Below are 17850 nucleotides of genomic sequence, written 5' to 3'. Positions count from 1 at the left end.
GAGATGGTCCCGCCGGTTCGAGTACGAGGGTCCCGAAGTGCCGCGCGGGCGGCGGGGATGCGGTGGAGGAGCCCGCCCGCAGCCGCACGGCTCAGTGGCGGGCGTCCCGGGTCGCCCGCTCGCGCCGACGGCCCGTCACCAGGAAGACCACCGACCGGGTGCGCTCCGCCCAGTCCCCCGCCGTGTCCAGGTCGACTGCCTGGAAGAGTGCGCAGTCGACGTCGTAGTCGCCCTCGGCGAGGGTACGGACCATCTCCTCGGCGACGTCACGGTTCTGGGCGTGCGTGACGATCCGCTCGGGCCGCCGGTCCACGCACGCCTGGACGACGGGCGCTCCGCCGCCCCCGATGCGTACGACGTCCGGCTCGGGCAGATCCTCCAGGACGTACGGTGCGCGGCCGTGCACCACCTGGAGCTGTACGCCGAACCTGCGCGCGGCGGCGGCGCTCCGTACGCAGGCGTCCGCGCTCGCGTCGACGGCGATGACCGCGGCCCCGAACCGGGCCGCCTCCACGGCGAGCGCACCGCTGCCCGCGCCGATGTCCCACACGAGGTCGCCGGTACGGGGGCCCAGGCGGGCGAGCTGTGCCGCGCGAAGCCCCGGCGCCTCGCCCTCCGCCAGGCCCTCCCCGTACTCCTGTGCCGTCAGCGCCCAGCCGCGCGGGTCCTGGGGGTGGCCGGGCTCGCGTCCCGCCAGCCAGCCGCCGCCGGGGGCGGGGGGCTGGGTGCCGCCGACGGCGATGACGACGTTGGGGTCGCGCCAGACGTGGTCGGCGGCCTTGTCGGAGGTGAGGACGGTGATGCGTTCGCGGTCGGTGCCCAGTTCCTCGCAGATGACGAAGGTGCGGTGCACGCCGTCCATCAGCAGGGCGAGTTCGGCGGGGCCCGCGCCCGGGGAGGTGAGGACGGCGACCTTGGTGTGGGCGCGGACGACGTTGACGGCGCGGCGCAGGGTACGGCGGTGGGCGACGACCACCTGGGCGTCGTCCCACGGCATGCCGGCGCGGGCGAAGGCGGTGGCGACGGCCGACACGGCGGGCACGACCTCCACCTCCAGTCCGTGCGCCGGGGCGCGCAGGGCCCGTACGACGCCGAAGAAGCCGGGGTCGCCGTCGGCCAGGACGACGGCGGTGCCGCGGTGGGCGGCGATCCGGCGGGCGGCCAGGTCGACGCTGCCGAGCCGGATGCGCTCTGCCCGGGGCGGCACCTCGGGGAGCGCGAGGTGGTGTGCGGCGCCCGCGACGAGGGTGGCGGCCCGGAGGGCGGACCTGGCGGCCTCCGTGAGGGGTGAGCCGTCCCAGCCGATCACCGTGACGCGGTCGGCCATCGTGGTCTGTCTCCTGAAGCAGTCAAGGTCGAGCGGAAGGTGTCACGGGTGGGCGCGTGGGGCGAGGCTGTTTCCCGGTGTGGTGATCTCCGCGGTCGAGGCAGGCTGAGCGTACCTGCTGCGGACCGCTCGGGCCCCGGGTGCGGCGGCTCAGTTCCAGTCGTTGTACGCGGAGGCGTAGCCTCCCGCGTCGGCCATCTCGTCGCCGACGCCTTCGAGGTCCTCGGGGAGCAAACTCCACACGAGGAGGTCGGTACGGATGTTCGTCCAGCCCTCGGGGCTGCCGTTCTCCGTGCGGGTACGCGCTATCCAGGCGTTGCGCAGTACGCCTTCGCTGATGCAGCCGATCTTCTGGGCGACCTGCTGGGCGGCGGTGTTGTCGGCCGGGGTGCGCAGTTCGATGCGCTCGAAGCGCTGGTCGCGGAAGAGCCACTGGGCGACGGCGAGCACGGCCTCGGTGGCGTAACCCTCGCCGCGCGCCCAGGGGGCGGTGATGTACGAGACCTCCGCGGCCCGGATGTGCCAGTCGGTGCGGGAGAGATGGACGAGGCCGACGAGTCGCTGGGTGAGGAACTCGGTCACGGCGAGGACGATGCCGCGGCCCTGGGTGCGCTCGGTGGGCGCGATGCGGCGCACCCAGCGTTCGGCGTCGCGCGCGGTGTAGGGGTGCGGGGCGTTGGTCCAGGCCGTGACGGCCTCGTCGTTCATCATCTCGATGTGCGCGGGCACGTCCGCCTCCTCGTACGGGCGAAGCACCAGCCGGTCCGTGCTGATCGAGACGTCCGGGAAGGTGGTAGTCATGCGCTGCTCCATACCGAAGGGGCGTGAACGCACAGCATGCAGCATGCGGCGCGCGGTGCGCATGACCGGGTCCGCGGTGCGGGTGACGGGTCTGAACGGGCCGAAGCCCCGTACTCCGCGCGGGAGTACGGGGCCGTCGGTGCGTTCCGCATGCCGGCTGCCGTACGGAACCGGCCGCCGGCGGGGTGCGCTCGGGCTACTTGACCGGGCCGAAGGCCGGTACGACCGCGCCGGCGTACTGCTTCTCGATGAACGCCTTGACCTCGTCGGAGTTGAGCAGCCCGGCGAGCTTCTCGACGCGCGGGTCCTTCTCGCTGCCCTTCTTGACGGCGAGGAAGTTGGCGTACGGGTTGCCGTCGGCCTTCTCGATGGCCAGGGAGTCCTCGACGGGCTTGAGGTCGGCCTCGATGGCGTAGTTGCCGTTGATGACGGCGGCGTCCACGTCGTTCAGGGCGCGGGGCAGGGTGGCCGCCTCCAGTTCCTTGAACTGCAGGCCCTTGGTGTCCTTGATGTCGGACAGCTTGGCGTCGGTGCCGACGCCCTCCTTGAGGACGATCACGCCGTTGTCCGCCAGCAGGTGGAGCGCCCGGCCCTCGTTGGTCGTGTCGTTGGGAACGGCGACGGTCTGGCCGGCCTTCAGGTCCTTGAGGTCCTTGACCTTCTTGGAGTAGAGGGCCAGCGGTTCCAGCTCGACGTTGACCACCGGCACGATGTCCGTCTTCTGCTTCTTGTTGAAGTCGTCGAGGTAGGGCTTGTGCTGGAAGAAGTTGGCGTCGACCTCGCCGGACTGGGTGGCGGTGTTCGGCAGGACGTAGTCCGTGAACTCCTTCACCTCCAGCTTGAGGCCGGCCTTTTCGGCGAGGTTCTTCTTGACGTATTCGAGGATGTCGGCGTGGGGCGTCGGGGAGGCGGCGACGACGAGTGCCTTGGACTCGTCGACCTTTCCGCCCTCGGACTTCCTGGCCGGGTCGGACGCGGTGCCGCAGGCGGTGGCGCCCAGGGCGAGTGCGGTGACGGCGGCTGCGGCGGAGATCCTGATGTTGTTGCGCACGAAAAGTGCCTCTTTCTTGATCTTGCGGGTGGTACGCCCGGACAAGGAGTGCGGGCTCGGGGGGAGAAGGTTCTAGGAGGTGCGTCCGCGACGGGCGAGGAGGCGGACGGCGGCGTCGCCGAGCAGTTGGACGACGGTGACCAGCAGCACCAGGATCACGACGGTCGCGAGCATGAACTGAGTCTCGAAGCGCTGGTAGCCGTAGCTGATGGCGACGCTGCCGAGACCGCCGCCGCCGACCGCTCCGGCCATCGCCGAGTAGCCGATCAGCACGATGAACGTGGTGGTGACGGACGAGATCAGCGAGGGCAGCGCCTGCGGCAGCAGCACCTTGAAGACCACGGTGGGCACTCCGCCGCCCATCGCCTGCGCCGCTTCGACGAGGCCGTGGTCGACCTCGCGCACGGCGGTCTCGACCAGCCGCGCGAAGAAGGGGATGGCGCCGATGGCGAGCGGAACGATCATCGCGCTGGGCCCGATGAAGGTGCCGACGACGAGCGTCGTGAACGGAATCAGGGCGATCAGCAGCACGATGAACGGCAGCGAGCGGCCGATGTTCACGATCACGCCGACGATCTTGTTGACGGCGACGTTCCGGAGGAGTCCGCCCTTGTCCGTGAGGACGAGCAGCACGCCGAGCGGCAGACCGACGGCCACCGAGACCAGGGTGGACCACAGCACCATGTAGAGCGTGTCGATGATGCCCTGCGACAGCAGCGGCTGCATCTCTGACCAGGTCACTTGGCAGTCTCCTTGACCAGGGCGGGCGTGGGGTCCTGGGGTTCGGGCGAAGCGTTCTCGTCGTCGACGACGTCAACCTGGAGGCCCTGCTCGCGCAGGAATCCGACGGGGACGACGTTCTCCTCGTACTGGCCGGGCAGCTCGATGCGCATCCGGCCGATCTGCTTGCCGCCGACGGTGTCCATGGCGGCACCCAGGATCGATATGTCGATGTTGTAGGTGCGGGAGAGCTGCGAGATGACCGGCCGGGTCGCCGCCTCGCCGTGGAAGGTGACGTCGACGACCGTGCGGCGGGGGCCGGTCGCGTGGCCGGTCACCGGGAACAGTTCCGCCGCGAGTTCGGAGCCGGGGGTGGCGAGCAGCTCGCCGACCGTGCCGGTCTCGACGACGCGGCCGCGCTTCATCAGGGCGGCGGAGTCGCAGACCGTCTTGACGACGTCCATCTCGTGCGTGATGAGCAGGACGGTCAGGCCGAGCTGACGGTTGAGGTCGCGCAGCAGCTGGAGGATGGAGCGGGTGGTCTCCGGGTCGAGGGCGCTGGTGGCCTCGTCGGAGAGCAGCACCTTGGGGTCGCCCGCGAGGGCGCGGGCGATGCCGACGCGCTGCTTCTGCCCGCCGGAGAGCTGGCCGGGGTAGGACTTCGCCTTGTCGGCGAGTCCCACCAGGTCCAGCAGTTCCAGCGCCTTGCGGCTGCGCTCCCTGCCGGAGACGCCGAGGATCTCCAGCGGCAGTTCGATGTTGCCCTGCACGGTGCGCGAGGAGAGCAGGTTGAAGTGCTGGAAGACCATGCCGATGCGGGAGCGGGCCTCGCGCAGTTCCCTGCCGGCCCGGTGGCCGCGGCCGGCGAGGGCGGTGAGGTCCACGCCGTCGACGGTCACGGTGCCGGTGGTGGGACGCTCCAGGAGGTTGACGCAGCGGATGAGCGAGGACTTTCCGGCGCCGCTCTGACCGATGACGCCGAACACCTCGCCCTCGCGGACGTGCAGGTCGACGCCGTCGAGAGCGGTGACCTCACGGCCGCGCGACTGGTAGACCTTGGTCAGGCCAGTAGTGGTGATCACAGGGTTTCCATCACTGTTGTCGAGTGCGCGGCGGCTCTTCCGCCGGGCGCACGGGGCAGGTGTCCGGGGCGCGCGGCACGGCTCGGCTCGGGGTGCTCGGGGAAGCCGGCTGCGCGCGGGGCGGGCGGCGCGTCACGTACGGGGCAGGGGGTTGCGGTACGCACACGGCCGGACCGGGGCTCGCTTCGGGGCGCGAGGCTCAGACGGGGGCCCTCAGAAGTCGCACATTCGACACATACAACGAGCACCGGGCGTCGTCATCGCCTCGGTCGCAAGGGTGCGGTTGCTCGTCGTGGTCATGAGAACGAGTAAACCAGACGGGCGTGCGAGGCACTCTCGCGTGTCCGAATAGCGGACGCGACGTGTCCACGGGTGGATACGGAAAGGCGCCGGACAGCCGCTCCGGCACGGCCTCGGCGGCGTGATTCCCGCAGGCGGTGTGGCGGACGCCACGCCGGACCGTCCCGCCCGGGGGCCCTCGGACGGCGTCCGGAAGCGCCCAGTACGCTCCTTTCCATGCTTGACGCCCTGACGGTCGCGGTCTCCGTGGCCGCGCTCGCCCTCGCCGCGTGGTGCGGCCATGCCGCCTTCCGCGACCAGCCCACCAAGGACTGGCACTTCATCGGCATGGCCGTGGTGACGGTCCTCGCGCTCGCCCAGCTGGTGGTCGGCATCGTGCAGCTGGCACGCGGCGAGAAGCCCGCCGAGGGCAATGTGATCTTCGTGTCGTACCTGGTCGGGGCGTTCGCGGCGGTCCCGGCCGCGGGGTTCATGTCGCTGGCCGAGCGCACCAAGTGGGGTTCGATCACCGTGGCGGCGGGGGCGGTCGTCCTGGCCGTGCTGGAAGTACGGCTGTACGACATCTGGGGTGGCTGACGTGGTTTCCGGGACGGATGCGGGCGAGCGCAAGCGCCTCGTCAAGGGGCCGGGACTGCTCCTGGTGTGGCTGTACGGAGTGATGTCGGTCGGCGCGGTGTCGCGCTCGGCGTACCAGATCGCGACGGAGTTCGACCGGGCGCCGCTGGCGTACACGCTGTCGGCGGTCGCGGCGGTGGTCTACGCGTTCATCACGTACACACTGGTGCGCGGCGGGGAGACGGCCCGGCGCGTGGCGCTGGGGTGCTGCGCCGTGGAGCTGGTGGGGGTGCTGGTGGTCGGCACGTGGACGCTCGTCTCGCCGGGATCGTTCCCCGATGCGACGGTGTGGTCGAAGTTCGGAGCCGGATACCTGCTGATCCCGGTGATCCTGCCCCTCACCGGCCTCCTCTGGCTGCGCCACCGCCGTTAGCCCCCTCAGGCTTCCTTGGGCGGCGGGGCCGCCCCGGGGGCGGAACGGGCGGGCAAGGGGGCGGCCCCCACCGGAGGTGCACCCCCCCCGTACGCCCGCCACCCCCGCTCGCCCACTCCCCTCCCCACCCCTACGCGCTCGCGGCGAACTCCCCCGCCCCGGCGACCTTCTCCAGGGTGATCACCGTCAGCTTCGGGTTCGGCCCCGACGGTTCGCGGGAGACGGTTTCGTAGCCCCTGCTGCGGTACAGCCGCAGGTTCGTCTCGCTGCGGTGCCCGGTGAAGAGCCGGAAGCGCTCGGCGCAGTCCTCCGCCGTCAGCTGGGCCTCGATGGCCGCCAGCAGCCGCCCGCCCAGCCCGTGCCGCCGCATCCGCGGGTGCACGATGAGCTTCGCGATCCGCGCGGTGCCGGATGCGTCGACCGTCGCCCGTACGGAACCGACCACCTCGTCGCCCAGGCGGGCCACCAGGGCGCGCCCCCGGCCGAGTTCGGCCGTCAGGTCCGCGAGGGTCTGGGTGAGCGGCTCCATGCCGTAGTCGTCGTAGAGCGCCGCCTCGCTCTGGTAGCAGAGGTACTGGAGTTTGAGGATCTGCTCGGCGTCCCGTTCGTCCGCCACCGCAGAGATGATCACGCTCGTGCCCATGTGCTGCCTCCTGCTCGCCCGCTCCACCGGCCGGTCTACGGCTCCATTCCCCTGCGTTCGGGGGGCGCAACCTCCGCCGCCAGCATTCTGCGCAGGCATCCCAGGCATCGGGAACGCATGGGCCCCAAACTCCCTTGTGACATTCCCAACTTCCCTGCGATTTCCCGGTAGGTGGGGTCAGAGGGCGAGAGGAGCAGGGCGAGCAGGGGACGGCAGCGGGCGGGCAGACGGCGGACGGCGGCCCGCAGCACCCGGCGTCGTTCGGCGGCCAGAGCGGCCGGTTCGGGTCCCGCGTCGTACGCGGCCGGGGGCTCGGCGGCGTACGGCTGCTCGTGCAGGGTCCGGCGTCTGGCGAGCCGCGCTTCGGCCCGTACGGCGGTGCGCAGCCACCCGGCGGGTTCCGCGGGCACGCCGTCCGGGTGTTCCAACAGCCTGACCCAGACGGCCTGTTCGAGATCGGCGGCGTCGATCCCCGCGCCCGGCGCCTCCGCGGCGGCCTCGGCCGCCAGCAGCGGAGTGAGGGCGTGCACCTCTTGCAGCAGTAGATCCATGCCGGGCGGGACGCGGCCGGGGGCGGCTGTGGTTGCCGTCGCGGCCGCGTCTCACCCGTACGGGCGCGTGGGCGGGTTACGCGGTGCAGTCGGCCGCCGCCAGGAGCGCGGTGTCCGGGTGGTCGGAGAAGATGCCGTCGATGCCGGTCGCGAAGTACGCCTTCAGGGCGCCGAAGGCGTCGCCGTGGGCGGCCGGGTCGGTGCCGCGGCGGAAGTCGGCCGGCAGGAAGTTGTTCTCGTTGCGCATCGTGTACGGGTGCAGGAGAAGACCCTTGGCGTGCGCGTCCCGGACGAGGGTGGTGGGCCTGCCCAGCCTGCCTGCGGCGTCCCTGGGGATGATCTCGTTGAGGGACGGGCCGATGCCCTGCGCGAATCCGGCGATCCACTTCAGGCCCTCGGGCTTGATCAGGTCGGCGACGGTGCGCGGGTCGCCCGCCTGCACGAAGTCCCAAGGGCGGGTCTTCGGGCCGTCCAGCAGGACCACGCGCGGCGCGTCCACGAGCCGGGCGAGCCGCTGCATGCTGCTGGGCTCGAAGGACTGGAGGAAGGTCGGGGAGTTCCGCTTGTGGCGGCCGTACTTGCGCAGGAGCTTGGCCAGCGGCTCCTCCGTTCCCAGACCGAGGCCGCGGAAGTAGGTGGGGTGCTTGGTCTCGATGTGCAGCCAGACCGGGCGGCCGCGCCTGCGACCCTCCTTCTCCGCCCAGCGGAGCACCTCTTCGAGGGTGGGTATCGGCCAGCGGCCGTCGTAGACGGTGTTGTGCTGGCGCAGTGCGGGGATGCGCTCCTTGGTGCGCAGCGTCCTCAGCTCGGAGAGGGTGAAGTCCTCGGTGAACCAGCCGGTGAGTTCCACGCCGTCGATCTTCTTGGTGGCCTTGCGGGAGGCGAACTCGGGGCGCGCCGCCACGTCCGTGGTGCCGGTGATGTCGTTCTCGTGGCGGCAGACCAGGTGGCCGTCCTTGGTCGGGACGACGTCCTGCTCGATGACGTGCGCGCCCATGTCGAGGGCGAGCTGGTACGAGCCGAGGGTGTGCTCGGGGCGGTACCCGCTGGCGCCGCGGTGGGCGACCACGGTCGGCACGGGCAGGCGCGTGTACGAGGTCCCGCCCTTGCCGCGCTCGGCCGCGGACGCCGTACCCGACAGCCCCAGGGCGGCACCGCCGGCACCGAGGACCGCTGCTCCCAGCAACGCCCTGCGACCGGGACCGAATTGCGCACCGTGCGTCATGAAGTACTCCTTGAGGTGGGGAGAAGGCCCGCGAAGGGCTACGACGTAAAGAGTGGAGCCCCTGGACGGTACGCACCGGAAACACACGTCAACACTGCGTATCCAATCGGTGAACCCGATGTGCGATCAGCGGCGACCCGCGAGTATCGTCCTCACCTGCACCGACCCTCGTAAACCTCGAATGGCCACCAGAAGAATCACGACTTCGGAGGAACCGTTGTCCCGTCTCGCGCTCATCAAGGCAGTGCTCGGACCGATCCTGCGCCTGATGTTCCGCCCACAGGTGGAGGGCGCCGAGAACATCCCGGGAACGGGGCCCGTCATTCTCGCCGGCAACCACCTCACCTTCATCGACTCGATGATCATGCCGATCTGCCTGGACCGCCCGGTGCACTACATCGGCAAGGACGAGTACGTCACGGGCAAGGGCCTCAAGGGCCGTCTGATGGCCTGGTTCTTCACCAGCTGCGGCATGATCCCGGTCGACCGGGACGGCGGGCGCGGCGGCGTCGCGGCCCTGATGACGGGCCGCCGGGTGTTGGAGGAGGGCAAGATGTTCTCCATCTACCCCGAGGGCACCCGCTCTCCCGACGGCCGCCTGTACCGCGGCCGTACCGGTATCGCGCGGCTGACGCTGATGACGGGCGCGCCGGTGGTCCCGTTCGCGATGATCGGCACCGACAAGATCCAGCCGGGCGGCGCGGGGCTGCCGCGTCCGGGCAAGGTGAGGGTGCGTTTCGGCGCGCCGATGGAGTTCTCCCGGTACGAGGGCATGGACCGCGACCGCTATGTGCTGCGGGCGGTGACGGACTCGGTGATGTCCGAGGTCATGCAGTTGTCGGGCCAGGAGTACGTGGACATGTACGCGACCAAGGCGAAGGCCGCCTGAGTCTTCCGTACGGGTACGGGTGGGGCCCGCCGGATCTTTCCGGCGGGCCCCACCCGTACCCGTACCGCTCAGTGCTCGACGCCCTCTTCGAGCTTCTGGCCCTTGAGCATGAACCAGGCCGCGACCGCCGTCGCGAAGAGCACCAGGGCGCCGACCAGGGCGGCCGTCTGGAAGCCGTCGGTGAAGGAGTCACGGGCGGCGGCGAGCAGGGCGGCCGCCTGTTCCTGCGGGAGGTCGGTCGCCGACTCGACGGCTCCGCCGAGCGAGTCGTGTGCGGCGGCGGACACGTCGGCGGGGACTCCGGCCGGGACCGGGAAGCCCCGGTAGATACCGGTGACGATGGAGCCGAGCAGGGCGATGCCGAGGGCCGCGCCGAGTTCGTAGGCGGTCTCGGAGACGGCGGAGGCGGCGCCCGCCTGTTCCTTGGGGACGCTGGAGAGGATGACGTCGGCGGTGACCGTGAAGGCGAGTCCCGCGCCGAGCCCGCCGAGGAAGAGCGCGAGCCCGAGCGCCACCTCGCCGGTGTCGGCGGTCATCAGGGTGCAGGCGGCCAGGGCGAGGCCGACGGCGAGGAGGCCGACGGCGACCGCGCTCCGTACGGACACCTTCCGGGCGAGGTAGCCGGCCGACAGCCCGGCCGCGACAGCGCCCACCGCCGCCGGGAGTTCGATGAGTCCGGCGTTCAGCGGCGTGCGGCCCTGCACCAGCTGGAGGAACTGGGAGAGGAAGAAGACCAGTCCGGCGAGGCCGAGGATGGTCAGCAGGTCGGCGAGCACCGCCCCCGAGAAGCCCCGGTGCTGGAAGAGCCGCATGTCCAGCAGCGGCGAGGGCAGCGTGCGCTGGCGTCGTACGAACCAGTACAGCGCGGCCACGCCGACGACGGCCGCGGCGGCGATGTCCCAGCGGAAGCCGTGCACCGCCGCTTCCTTGACGGCGTACACGACGGCGACCATGCCGACGAGCGAGAGCGCCACGCTGAGCAGGTCCCACGGGCCGGGTCGGGGGTTCTTCGACTCGGGCAGCAGCTTGATGCCGACGACGACCAGGACCGCCATCACGGGCAGGTTGATGAGGAAGACCGAACCCCACCAGAAGTTCTCCAGGAGGAACCCGCCGACGACGGGTCCGACCGCCGCGCCGGCCGAGGCGGCGGCGCCCCAGATGCCGACGGCGAGGCTGCGTTCCTTGGCGTCGTGGAAGATGTTGCGGATCAGGGCGAGCGTGGAGGGCATCAGGGTCGCGCCGGCGACGCCGAGCAGGGCGCGGGCGACGATCATCATCTCGGGGCTGGTGGCGTACGCGTTCAGCACGGACACGGCGCCGAACGCGACCGCGCCGGTGAGCAGGAGCTTCTTGCGTCCGATGCGGTCGCCGAGGCTGCCCATGGAGACGAGCAGACCGGCGATGACGAACGAGTAGACGTCACCGATCCACAGGAGCTGCGTGCCGGACGGCTTGAGGTCCTCGCTCAGGAACGGGGTCGCCAGGCCGAGCACGGTGGCGTCGACCGCCACCAGGAGCACCGCGAGGACGAGTACGGCGAGCGCGAGCCAGCGGCCGGGTCGGGAGGTCGCTCCCGGGGAGTCCGGCTGGTCCGCGGACAGGCGCCGCTCTGTGCTTGTCATTTCTCCACGCTCCGCCGTGCACCGCCGAGCAGCAACTCGACGATCATGTGCTGGAAGTCCTTGGCGGCGGTCCGCCCGTCCTGGACCGACCAGGCCGCGGAGCTGACGAGACCGTACAGGGCGTCGGTCAGCCAGGCGGGGCTGAGGTCGATGCGGAACTCGCCGTTTTCCTGACCGCGCCGGAAGAGGGCGGCCAGACGGGCGTCCGCGCGGTCCCAGCCGGGGTTCTGGCCCGCTTCGAAGAGCTGGTTCTCCGTGATCAGGAACGCGAAGAGACCCGCGACGGGCTCGACCTCGCGGACCAGGCGGCGCAGGGCGTCCGCGGCGCGGCCCTCGTCCAGGGCGGCGGCGTCGAGGGCGGCGTTCAGTTCGCGGAGGCCGAACTCCTCCAGTGCCTTGATCAGCGCGTCACGGCCGGCGAAGTGGCGGTGCAGGGTGGCGCGCCCGATCCCGGCGGCTCTGGCGACCTCGTCCATGGTGGAGGTGGCCTTGCGGGTGAGGAGCGCGGCGGCGGAACGCAGAACGCGCTCACGGTCGACTGTCATGAGACGAGGATAGCCCGGGTGAGACGACAATGTCTCATTGGGTGTGCGTGTGCACGCGGGAGGCGGGGGCGGGCGTGCCCCTGGGAGACCCGGAGCGGCGCGCATCCGCAAGAGGCGGGGCCGCTGCACCCCGGAAGCCGGGGGCGGGGCATGCTCCCTCGCCCCGCCCCCGTGGGCTCCTTACGCCTTCTTCGCCTCCGCCCACGCCCACTGCTGCGCCAGGTCCGCCTTCAGCTCGGCCAGCTGCACGGCCACCGCGGACGGCGCGGTGCCGCCGCGGCCGTCGCGGGAGGCCAGCGCGCCGGCGACGTCGAGGACGGTCCGCACCTCCGGTGTCAGGTGCGTCGAGAGGGCGGCGAACTGCTCGTCCGTCAGCTCGTCGAGTTCGATCCCCTCGCGCTCGCAGACCTTCACGCACTCGCCCGCCACCTCGTGCGCCACCCGGAACGGCACGCCCTGCTTGACCAGCCACTCCGCGATGTCGGTGGCGAGGGAGAAGCCCGCCGGGGCCAGCTCCTCCATCCGCTCGCGGTTGACGGTGAGCGTCGCCATCATGCCGGTGAAGGCGGGGAGCAGGACTTCGAGCGTGTCGCAGGAGTCGAAGACGGGTTCCTTGTCCTCCTGGAGGTCACGGTTGTAGGCGAGCGGGAGGGCCTTCAGGGTCGCCATCAGCCCGGTGAGGTTGCCGATCAGCCGCCCCGACTTGCCGCGCGCCAGTTCCGCGATGTCCGGGTTCTTCTTCTGCGGCATGATCGAGGAGCCGGTGGAGAAGGCGTCGTGGAGGGTGACGAAGGAGAACTCCTTCGTGTTCCAGATGATGATCTCCTCGGCGATCCGGGACAGGTTCACGCCGATCATCGCGGTGACGAACGCGAACTCCGCCGCGAAGTCGCGGGAGGCGGTGCCGTCGATCGAGTTGCCGACGGACCCGTTCTCGAAGCCGAGGTCGGCGGCGACCGCCTCCGGGTCGAGGCCGAGCGAGGAGCCCGCCAGGGCACCCGAGCCGTAGGGGGATACGGCGGTGCGGGCGTCCCACTGGCGCAGCCGCTCCGCGTCCCGGGACAGGGCCTGCACGTGGGCCAGGACGTGATGGGCGAAGAGGACGGGCTGGGCGTGCTGGAGGTGGGTCCGGCCGGGCATCGCCAGGTCCGGGTGGGCCTCGGCGAGTCCGATCAGCGCGTCCTGGAGTCCGGCGATGAGGCCGCCGATGATCCTGGCGTGGTCACGAAGGTACATCCGGAAGAGGGTGGCGACCTGGTCGTTGCGGGACCGTCCGGCGCGCAGCTTGCCGCCGAGGTCTGCGCCGAGGCGTTCCAGCAGCCCCCTTTCCAGGGCCGTGTGCACGTCCTCGTCGGCGACCGTGCCGACGAACTCGCCGGACGCGACGTCGCTTTCCAGCCGGTCGAGCCCCGCGAGCATCCGGGTCAGCTCGTCGGCGGTGAGGAGGTTCGCCCCGTGCAGGACGCGGGCGTGGGCGCGCGAGCCGGCGATGTCGTACGGGGCGAGCCGCCAGTCGAAGTGGACGGACGCGGACAGCTTGGCCAGGGCCTCGGCCGGGCCGTCTGCGAAACGGCCGCCCCAGAGCCGAACATCACCGGTGTTGCTGCTCACAGCTGGAACTCCTCAGAGCCTCGGGGTGGAAGTGCGCCGCCGCCTGCTCGCGCGCAGGGCGGGCAGGCGGGTCTCTCACGTTGCGGACGAAGATCGAGCCGGGTCGACCCCGAACCGCGCTGAGCATAACTATGCGGAGGTCCGTATGTTTTGTCAAAAGCTTCCCCGGCTCCCCCGGATGGCCGGTGAATCGTCCGCCAACGAGCGGGCAGGCGAGCGAGAGCTGATGCTGGAGACGATCTCCGAGATTGCCGCTTGAGTCATCCCGCCGGACCGAAGGAGCAGTGGACACCATGACGCGACCGAGGATTGTGGTGGTCGGCGCAGGCTTCGTCGGGATCGAGTGCCTGCACCGGTTGGAGCGCAAGCTCTCCGCGCGCGATGCCGAACTGATCCTGGTGTCCCCGCAGGACTACCAGCTCTATCTCCCCCTCCTCCCCCACGTGGCGGCGGGCGTCCTCACCCCGCAGTCGGTCGCCGTCTCGCTGCGCCGCCGTCTCCGCCGTACGAAGATCGTGCCCGGTGTGGCGATCGGCATCGACGCGGCCGCCAAGGTCTGCATCGTCCGTCGGACGACGGGCGAGGTGACGGTGAAGCCGTACGACCACCTGGTCATCGCCGCCGGTTCCACCACCCGCACCTTCGACATCCCCGGCCTCACGGACCACGCGCTCGGCGTGAAGACGCTCGCCCAGGCCGCGTACATCCGGGACCACGTGATCGCCCAGCTCGACCTCGCGGCGGCCGCCACCGACGAGGAGGAGCGCAGGGCCCGACTCCAGTTCGTGGTCGTCGGCGGCGGCTACGCGGGCGTGGAGACGGCCGCCTGCCTGCAGCGTCTCACCACCAACGCACTCAAGCGCTACCCCCGCCTGGACCCCGCGCTGCTCCGCTGGCACCTGGTCGACGTGGCCCCCCGGCTCCTGCCCGAACTCGGCGACCGCCTCGGTGTCAAGGCCATGGCGATGCTCCGCGAACGCGGCATCGAGTTCTCCCTCGGCACCTCCGTCGCCTCCGTCGACGGGACCACCGTCAAGCTCACCGACGGGCGCACCCTCCCCTCCCGCACCCTCATCTGGACCGCGGGCGTCGCCGCGTCGCCGCTGGTCACCACGCTCGGCGCGGAGACGGTACGCGGTCGCATCATCGCCTCGAACCAGCTGACCGTCCCCGGTTACGCCGGCCTGTACGCGGCGGGGGACGTGGCGGCGGTCCCGGACGTCGCCAAGGGCGGTGACGCGATCTGCCCGCCGACCGCCCAGCACGCCCAGCGCCAGGGCAAGGTCCTCGCGGACAACATCGTGGCGAGCATGTCCGCCACTCCGCTGAAGCCGTACATCCACAAGGACCTCGGACTGGTCGTCGACCTCGGTGGCGCGGACGCCGTCTCCAAGCCCCTCGGTGTCGAACTCCACGGCCTGCCCGCCCAGGTCGTGGCCCGCGGCTACCACGTCATGGCCCTGCCGACCTTCACGGCCCGCACCCGGGTCCTCGTCAACTGGGGCCTCAACGCGGTCGCCGGCGACGACTTCGTCCGCACGGACTTCCAGGACAGCCGCCCCAAGACCCTCCAGGACTTCGAGCGGACGAAGGCGTACCTGTCGCCCGACGAGGTGAAGAAGCACAGCGAGACGCTGAACGTACGGGCGTAATCGGCTGTCGGGGGGCGGGGCTGCGACCGTAGGCTCCGCCGGGTGAACCTCAAGAAGCGCCTGAGCAGGATCCTTCACGGGCCCCCGGCGCGCCTGTCCTCAGGCGCGGCCGACGGGTCCGTGCCGCACGCACGGCCGTGCGCGCCGCAACCGGGGGCCTCGGCCGGCGGCGAAGCACCGCGGGGCGACGCACCCGAGGAGGAAGCAGCTCGGAGCAACGCACCCGAGGAGGAAGCAGCGCGGAGCGACGCGCCCCAGGAGGAAGCAGCGCGCGGCGGGGCCGATGCTGTCCCGCCGTGCGGTGCGGCACCGCTCGCGCTGGTTCCTCCCGCCGCACCCTCGGTGGCGGCCGTCCTGACGCTCCGCGATCCCCGCGCCTGGGTCGCCTTCGACCTCGACACCCGTGCGGCGCTCCGCTGGGCGTGGCGGCCGTGGGACGAAGCCGCCGGGCCCGCCTCCCCCGCCTCCTCTCCTCGCGAGCTCGCGGACACCGGGCAGGCCCTCCCCGGCGACCTCCCCCAGCAGGCCCTCGCCACGGCCCTGTGCCACCCCGATGGCCGGGTGCGCGAAGCAGCGGTCCTCCGGGCGGCCGGGGCTCCGGGGCTGTTGCCGCTGGTGGCCGTCCGCTGCACGGACTGGGTGGCTCCGGTACGCACACGGGCGCTCGCTCTCCTCCGCACGGCGCTGCCCTCCCTGTCCGTCGACGCCTTCTGCGACGTCGCGGCCGTTGTCGCACGCACCGCCACCCGCCGCCACGGCGAACCCGCGCGGGACCTGGTGGAGCAGCGCCTGCGCGACGCCGGAGGCGGGTTCCTCACCGGATGCCTCGACGCACCTGACCGCCGGGTGCAGCGCACGGCCGCTCAGGTCGCCGTGGAGCGGGGCGTGTTCGCGCCCTTGCAGCTCGCTCTCTTCGCGGCGACCGGCTGCGACGTCGTCGTACAGGACCGGTTCGCCCGGGCGGCTGCCGTCGCGCTGCCCGCCGGTGCGGCCACGGGCGAGGTCCTTGACCTGCTCCTCGGCTCCCGGCAGCCGCGCGTCCGCGCCACCGGCGTGACCGCTCTCCACCGGCTCGGCCTGCCCGACCGGGCCGCGCCCTTCCTCACCGACCGCGCCCCGGTCGTGCGGGCCTGCGCGCGCTGGGTGCTGCGGCGGCACGGCGTCGACCCGGCGCCCCGTTACCGGCAACTGTGCGCGGAACCCGACCGGTTCGACCGCACGACCGCCGCCGCGGCAGCGGGGCTCGGCGAGTGCGGCGAGCGCAAGCGGGACGGCGCGCTGCTGCGCCCGCTGCTCGCCCACCCGCTCCCCCAGGTCCGCGCGCACGCCGTCGCCGGGCTGCGGGCGCTGGACCTGACCTTCGCGAACGATCTGCTCCCTCTGCTCGACGACCCGTCCCGCGCCGTCGTCCGCGCGGCCACGCGGGCGCTGAAGCACTGAGGCGGCTTGCCGTTGCCGCTTCCGCCGTTGCGGGGGTGAGAGTGCCTAACGTCGGGGGGTGACCATTCTGCGCACCGCCGCCGCTTCCGTTCTGCTGGCCGTTCTCGCTCTCGCCGGAGGCGGAACGGGCAACGATCCGCTGCCCACGCGGATGGCGGACACCGGTGGCGGGCGCCAGCTGATCACCGCCGTCGCCGCCGACCTGCGCGCGACCACGGGCACGGTGAGCTGGTGGGACCGGCGGCGCGGGCGCTGGGTCGAGGCGGGGCGCGCGCCGGCCCGGTTCGGCGCGAAGGGGCTGGTGGACGGCGCCCGGCGGGTGCAGGGCACGCACACGACGCCGACCGGGCTGTACGACCTGCCGTACGGCTTCGGCACGCAGGAGGCCCCGGAGGGGACGCGGATCGGCTACCGGCGGGTCGGCCCGCAGTCCTGGTGGTGCCAGGACAACGCTTCCCTGTCGTACAACCGGTGGGTGGAGGGGCTGCCGGAGGACTGCCGTCCGGGCGAGGCCGAGAAGCTGGACTCGTACGGGACCCAGTACGCGTACGCCCTGGTCGTCGGGTACAACTACGCGCACCCGGTACGCGGGCGGGGCGCGGGCATCTTCCTGCACGTGAACGGGCGGGGGCGACGGCCGGTTGCGTGTCGGTGCCGAGGGAGGCCATGCGGCGGATCCTGGCGTGGGTCGATCCGGCCCGTCGGCCGCACCTGGCGATCGGGACCGAGGGCGGGGCGACCGCGCTCGCCCGACGATGACCCGGTCTCCGGCGACCGGCGTGCGGAGGTGCTGCCCGCCGCCCCGTGCGGTGGGCCTCCCGCGCGCCGTCCGTCGGCTCTCGGGCGCTCAGCGCTCCTTCTGCGCCAGCCTCAGCAGGTGGTCGGCCAGTGCCTGGCCGCCCGCCGGGTCGCGGCTGATCAGCATCAGCGTGTCGTCGCCCGCGATGGTGCCGAGGATGGCGCGCAGTTCCGCCTGGTCGATGGCGGAGGCCAGGAACTGGGCGGCGCCGGGCGGGGTGCGCAGGACGACGAGGTTGGCCGAGGCCTCCGCCGAGATCAGCAGTTCGGCGGCGAGGCGGCTCATCCGCTCCTCCTTGGCGGACTCGCCGAGGGGGGCCTGCGGGGTGCGGAAGCCGCCCTCGCTGGGAACCGCGTAGATCAGTTCGCCGCCGGTGTTGCGGATCTTCACCGCGCCGAGCTCGTCGAGGTCGCGGCTGAGCGTCGCCTGGGTGACGCTCAGCCCGTCGTCGCTGAGGAGCTTGGCGAGCTGGCTCTGCGAGCGCACCGGCTGCCGGTTCAGGATGTCCACGATCCGGCGGTGGCGTGCGGTCCGGGTCTGCGGTACCGCGGGGCCGCCGTTGCCGCCGTGTTCGTTGTCCCGCGCCTGGGCCTCGGTCATC

The 17850-nt window shown here is 71.9% G+C and carries 17 protein-coding genes and 1 pseudogene; 6 read left to right on the top strand and 12 right to left on the bottom strand.

Annotation, left to right across the window (positions count from 1 at the left end; translation table 11 throughout):
* Positions 1-91: 91 nt before the first annotated feature.
* From cbiE to ACQPZG_RS28195, 5 genes are all read right to left on the bottom strand, one after another.
* Positions 92-1327, bottom strand: a complete 1236-nt coding sequence (gene cbiE, locus ACQPZG_RS28215; RefSeq protein WP_433548514.1) for a precorrin-6y C5,15-methyltransferase (decarboxylating) subunit CbiE — start codon at positions 1325-1327, stop codon at positions 92-94.
* A gap of 150 nt (positions 1328-1477) precedes the next feature.
* A complete protein-coding gene (locus ACQPZG_RS28210) occupies positions 1478-2128 on the bottom strand; it encodes a GNAT family N-acetyltransferase (RefSeq protein ID WP_433548513.1) in 651 nt (216 codons plus the stop codon).
* A 196-nt stretch (positions 2129-2324) separates the two neighbouring features.
* Entirely contained in the window at positions 2325-3179 is an 855-nt protein-coding gene (locus ACQPZG_RS28205; protein WP_433548512.1) for a MetQ/NlpA family ABC transporter substrate-binding protein, read from the bottom strand.
* A 72-nt stretch (positions 3180-3251) separates the two neighbouring features.
* Positions 3252-3920: a methionine ABC transporter permease gene (locus tag ACQPZG_RS28200; protein ID WP_433548511.1), complete on the bottom strand. Its 669-nt coding sequence runs from the start codon at positions 3918-3920 to the stop codon at positions 3252-3254.
* Entirely contained in the window at positions 3917-4981 is a 1065-nt protein-coding gene (locus ACQPZG_RS28195; RefSeq protein ID WP_433548510.1) for a methionine ABC transporter ATP-binding protein, read from the bottom strand. Before ACQPZG_RS28195 ends, ACQPZG_RS28200 begins: the two co-directional genes overlap by 4 nt.
* Before the next feature lie 516 nt (positions 4982-5497).
* Between ACQPZG_RS28195 and ACQPZG_RS28190 the strand changes: the two genes are divergently transcribed.
* Positions 5498-5857, top strand: coding sequence for a hypothetical protein (locus ACQPZG_RS28190; protein ID WP_433548509.1), 360 nt, complete (start codon positions 5498-5500; stop codon positions 5855-5857).
* Positions 5858-5939: 82 nt separating this feature from the next.
* Positions 5940-6269 (top strand): hypothetical protein, encoded by a 330-nt coding sequence (locus ACQPZG_RS28185; RefSeq protein WP_433549582.1) that lies wholly within the window; start codon positions 5940-5942, stop codon positions 6267-6269.
* A gap of 130 nt (positions 6270-6399) precedes the next feature.
* On the opposite strand, the gene ACQPZG_RS28180 is transcribed toward ACQPZG_RS28185, so the two are convergent.
* From ACQPZG_RS28180 to ACQPZG_RS28170, 3 genes are all read right to left on the bottom strand, one after another.
* Positions 6400-6912, bottom strand: a complete 513-nt coding sequence (locus ACQPZG_RS28180; protein WP_433548508.1) for a GNAT family N-acetyltransferase — start codon at positions 6910-6912, stop codon at positions 6400-6402.
* Positions 6913-6947: 35 nt separating this feature from the next.
* The gene (locus tag ACQPZG_RS28175; RefSeq protein ID WP_433548507.1) at positions 6948-7463 is read right to left on the bottom strand and encodes a sigma-70 family RNA polymerase sigma factor; all 516 of its coding nucleotides are present in this window, start codon (positions 7461-7463) and stop codon (positions 6948-6950) included.
* Between the two features lie 76 nt (positions 7464-7539).
* Entirely contained in the window at positions 7540-8688 is a 1149-nt protein-coding gene (locus ACQPZG_RS28170; protein WP_433548506.1) for a glycerophosphodiester phosphodiesterase, read from the bottom strand.
* Between the two features lie 217 nt (positions 8689-8905).
* On the opposite strand from ACQPZG_RS28170, the gene ACQPZG_RS28165 reads away from it, so the two are divergent.
* Positions 8906-9577, top strand: a complete 672-nt coding sequence (locus tag ACQPZG_RS28165) for a lysophospholipid acyltransferase family protein (RefSeq protein WP_433548505.1) — start codon at positions 8906-8908, stop codon at positions 9575-9577.
* 68 nt (positions 9578-9645) lie between these two features.
* On the opposite strand, the gene ACQPZG_RS28160 is transcribed toward ACQPZG_RS28165, so the two are convergent.
* The 3 genes from ACQPZG_RS28160 to argH form a co-directional block, all read right to left on the bottom strand.
* Complete coding sequence (locus ACQPZG_RS28160; RefSeq protein ID WP_433548504.1) at positions 9646-11202, bottom strand: MFS transporter; 1557 nt, start codon at positions 11200-11202, stop codon at positions 9646-9648.
* A complete protein-coding gene (locus tag ACQPZG_RS28155; protein ID WP_433548503.1) occupies positions 11199-11747 on the bottom strand; it encodes a TetR/AcrR family transcriptional regulator in 549 nt (182 codons plus the stop codon). Before ACQPZG_RS28155 ends, ACQPZG_RS28160 begins: the two co-directional genes overlap by 4 nt.
* 180 nt (positions 11748-11927) lie before the next feature.
* On the bottom strand, positions 11928-13358 hold the full coding sequence (gene argH / locus ACQPZG_RS28150; RefSeq protein ID WP_433548502.1) for an argininosuccinate lyase: 1431 nt from the start codon (positions 13356-13358) through the stop codon (positions 11928-11930).
* A gap of 293 nt (positions 13359-13651) precedes the next feature.
* Here argH and ACQPZG_RS28145 point away from each other — a divergent pair, with 293 nt between their 5' ends.
* From ACQPZG_RS28145 to ACQPZG_RS28135, 3 genes and pseudogenes are all read left to right on the top strand, one after another.
* The gene (locus ACQPZG_RS28145; RefSeq protein WP_433548501.1) at positions 13652-15010 is read left to right on the top strand and encodes an NAD(P)/FAD-dependent oxidoreductase; all 1359 of its coding nucleotides are present in this window, start codon (positions 13652-13654) and stop codon (positions 15008-15010) included.
* A 42-nt stretch (positions 15011-15052) separates the two neighbouring features.
* Complete coding sequence (locus ACQPZG_RS28140) at positions 15053-16450, top strand: hypothetical protein (protein ID WP_433548500.1); 1398 nt, start codon at positions 15053-15055, stop codon at positions 16448-16450.
* Positions 16451-16514: 64 nt separating this feature from the next.
* Positions 16515-17209, top strand: a pseudogene (locus tag ACQPZG_RS28135) (L,D-transpeptidase family protein).
* An 88-nt stretch (positions 17210-17297) separates the two neighbouring features.
* Here the strand turns inward: ACQPZG_RS28135 and ACQPZG_RS28130 are convergent.
* Positions 17298-17849, bottom strand: coding sequence for an arginine repressor (locus ACQPZG_RS28130; protein WP_185031121.1), 552 nt, complete (start codon positions 17847-17849; stop codon positions 17298-17300).
* Position 17850: the final 1 nt, after the last annotated feature.

The sequence above is a fragment of the Streptomyces sp. CA-294286 genome, assembly GCF_050947155.1.
Lineage (GTDB): Bacteria > Actinomycetota > Actinomycetes > Streptomycetales > Streptomycetaceae > Streptomyces.
The sequence above is the reverse complement of the archived record's forward strand: the minus strand, read 5'-3'. Positions and strand labels throughout refer to the sequence as shown.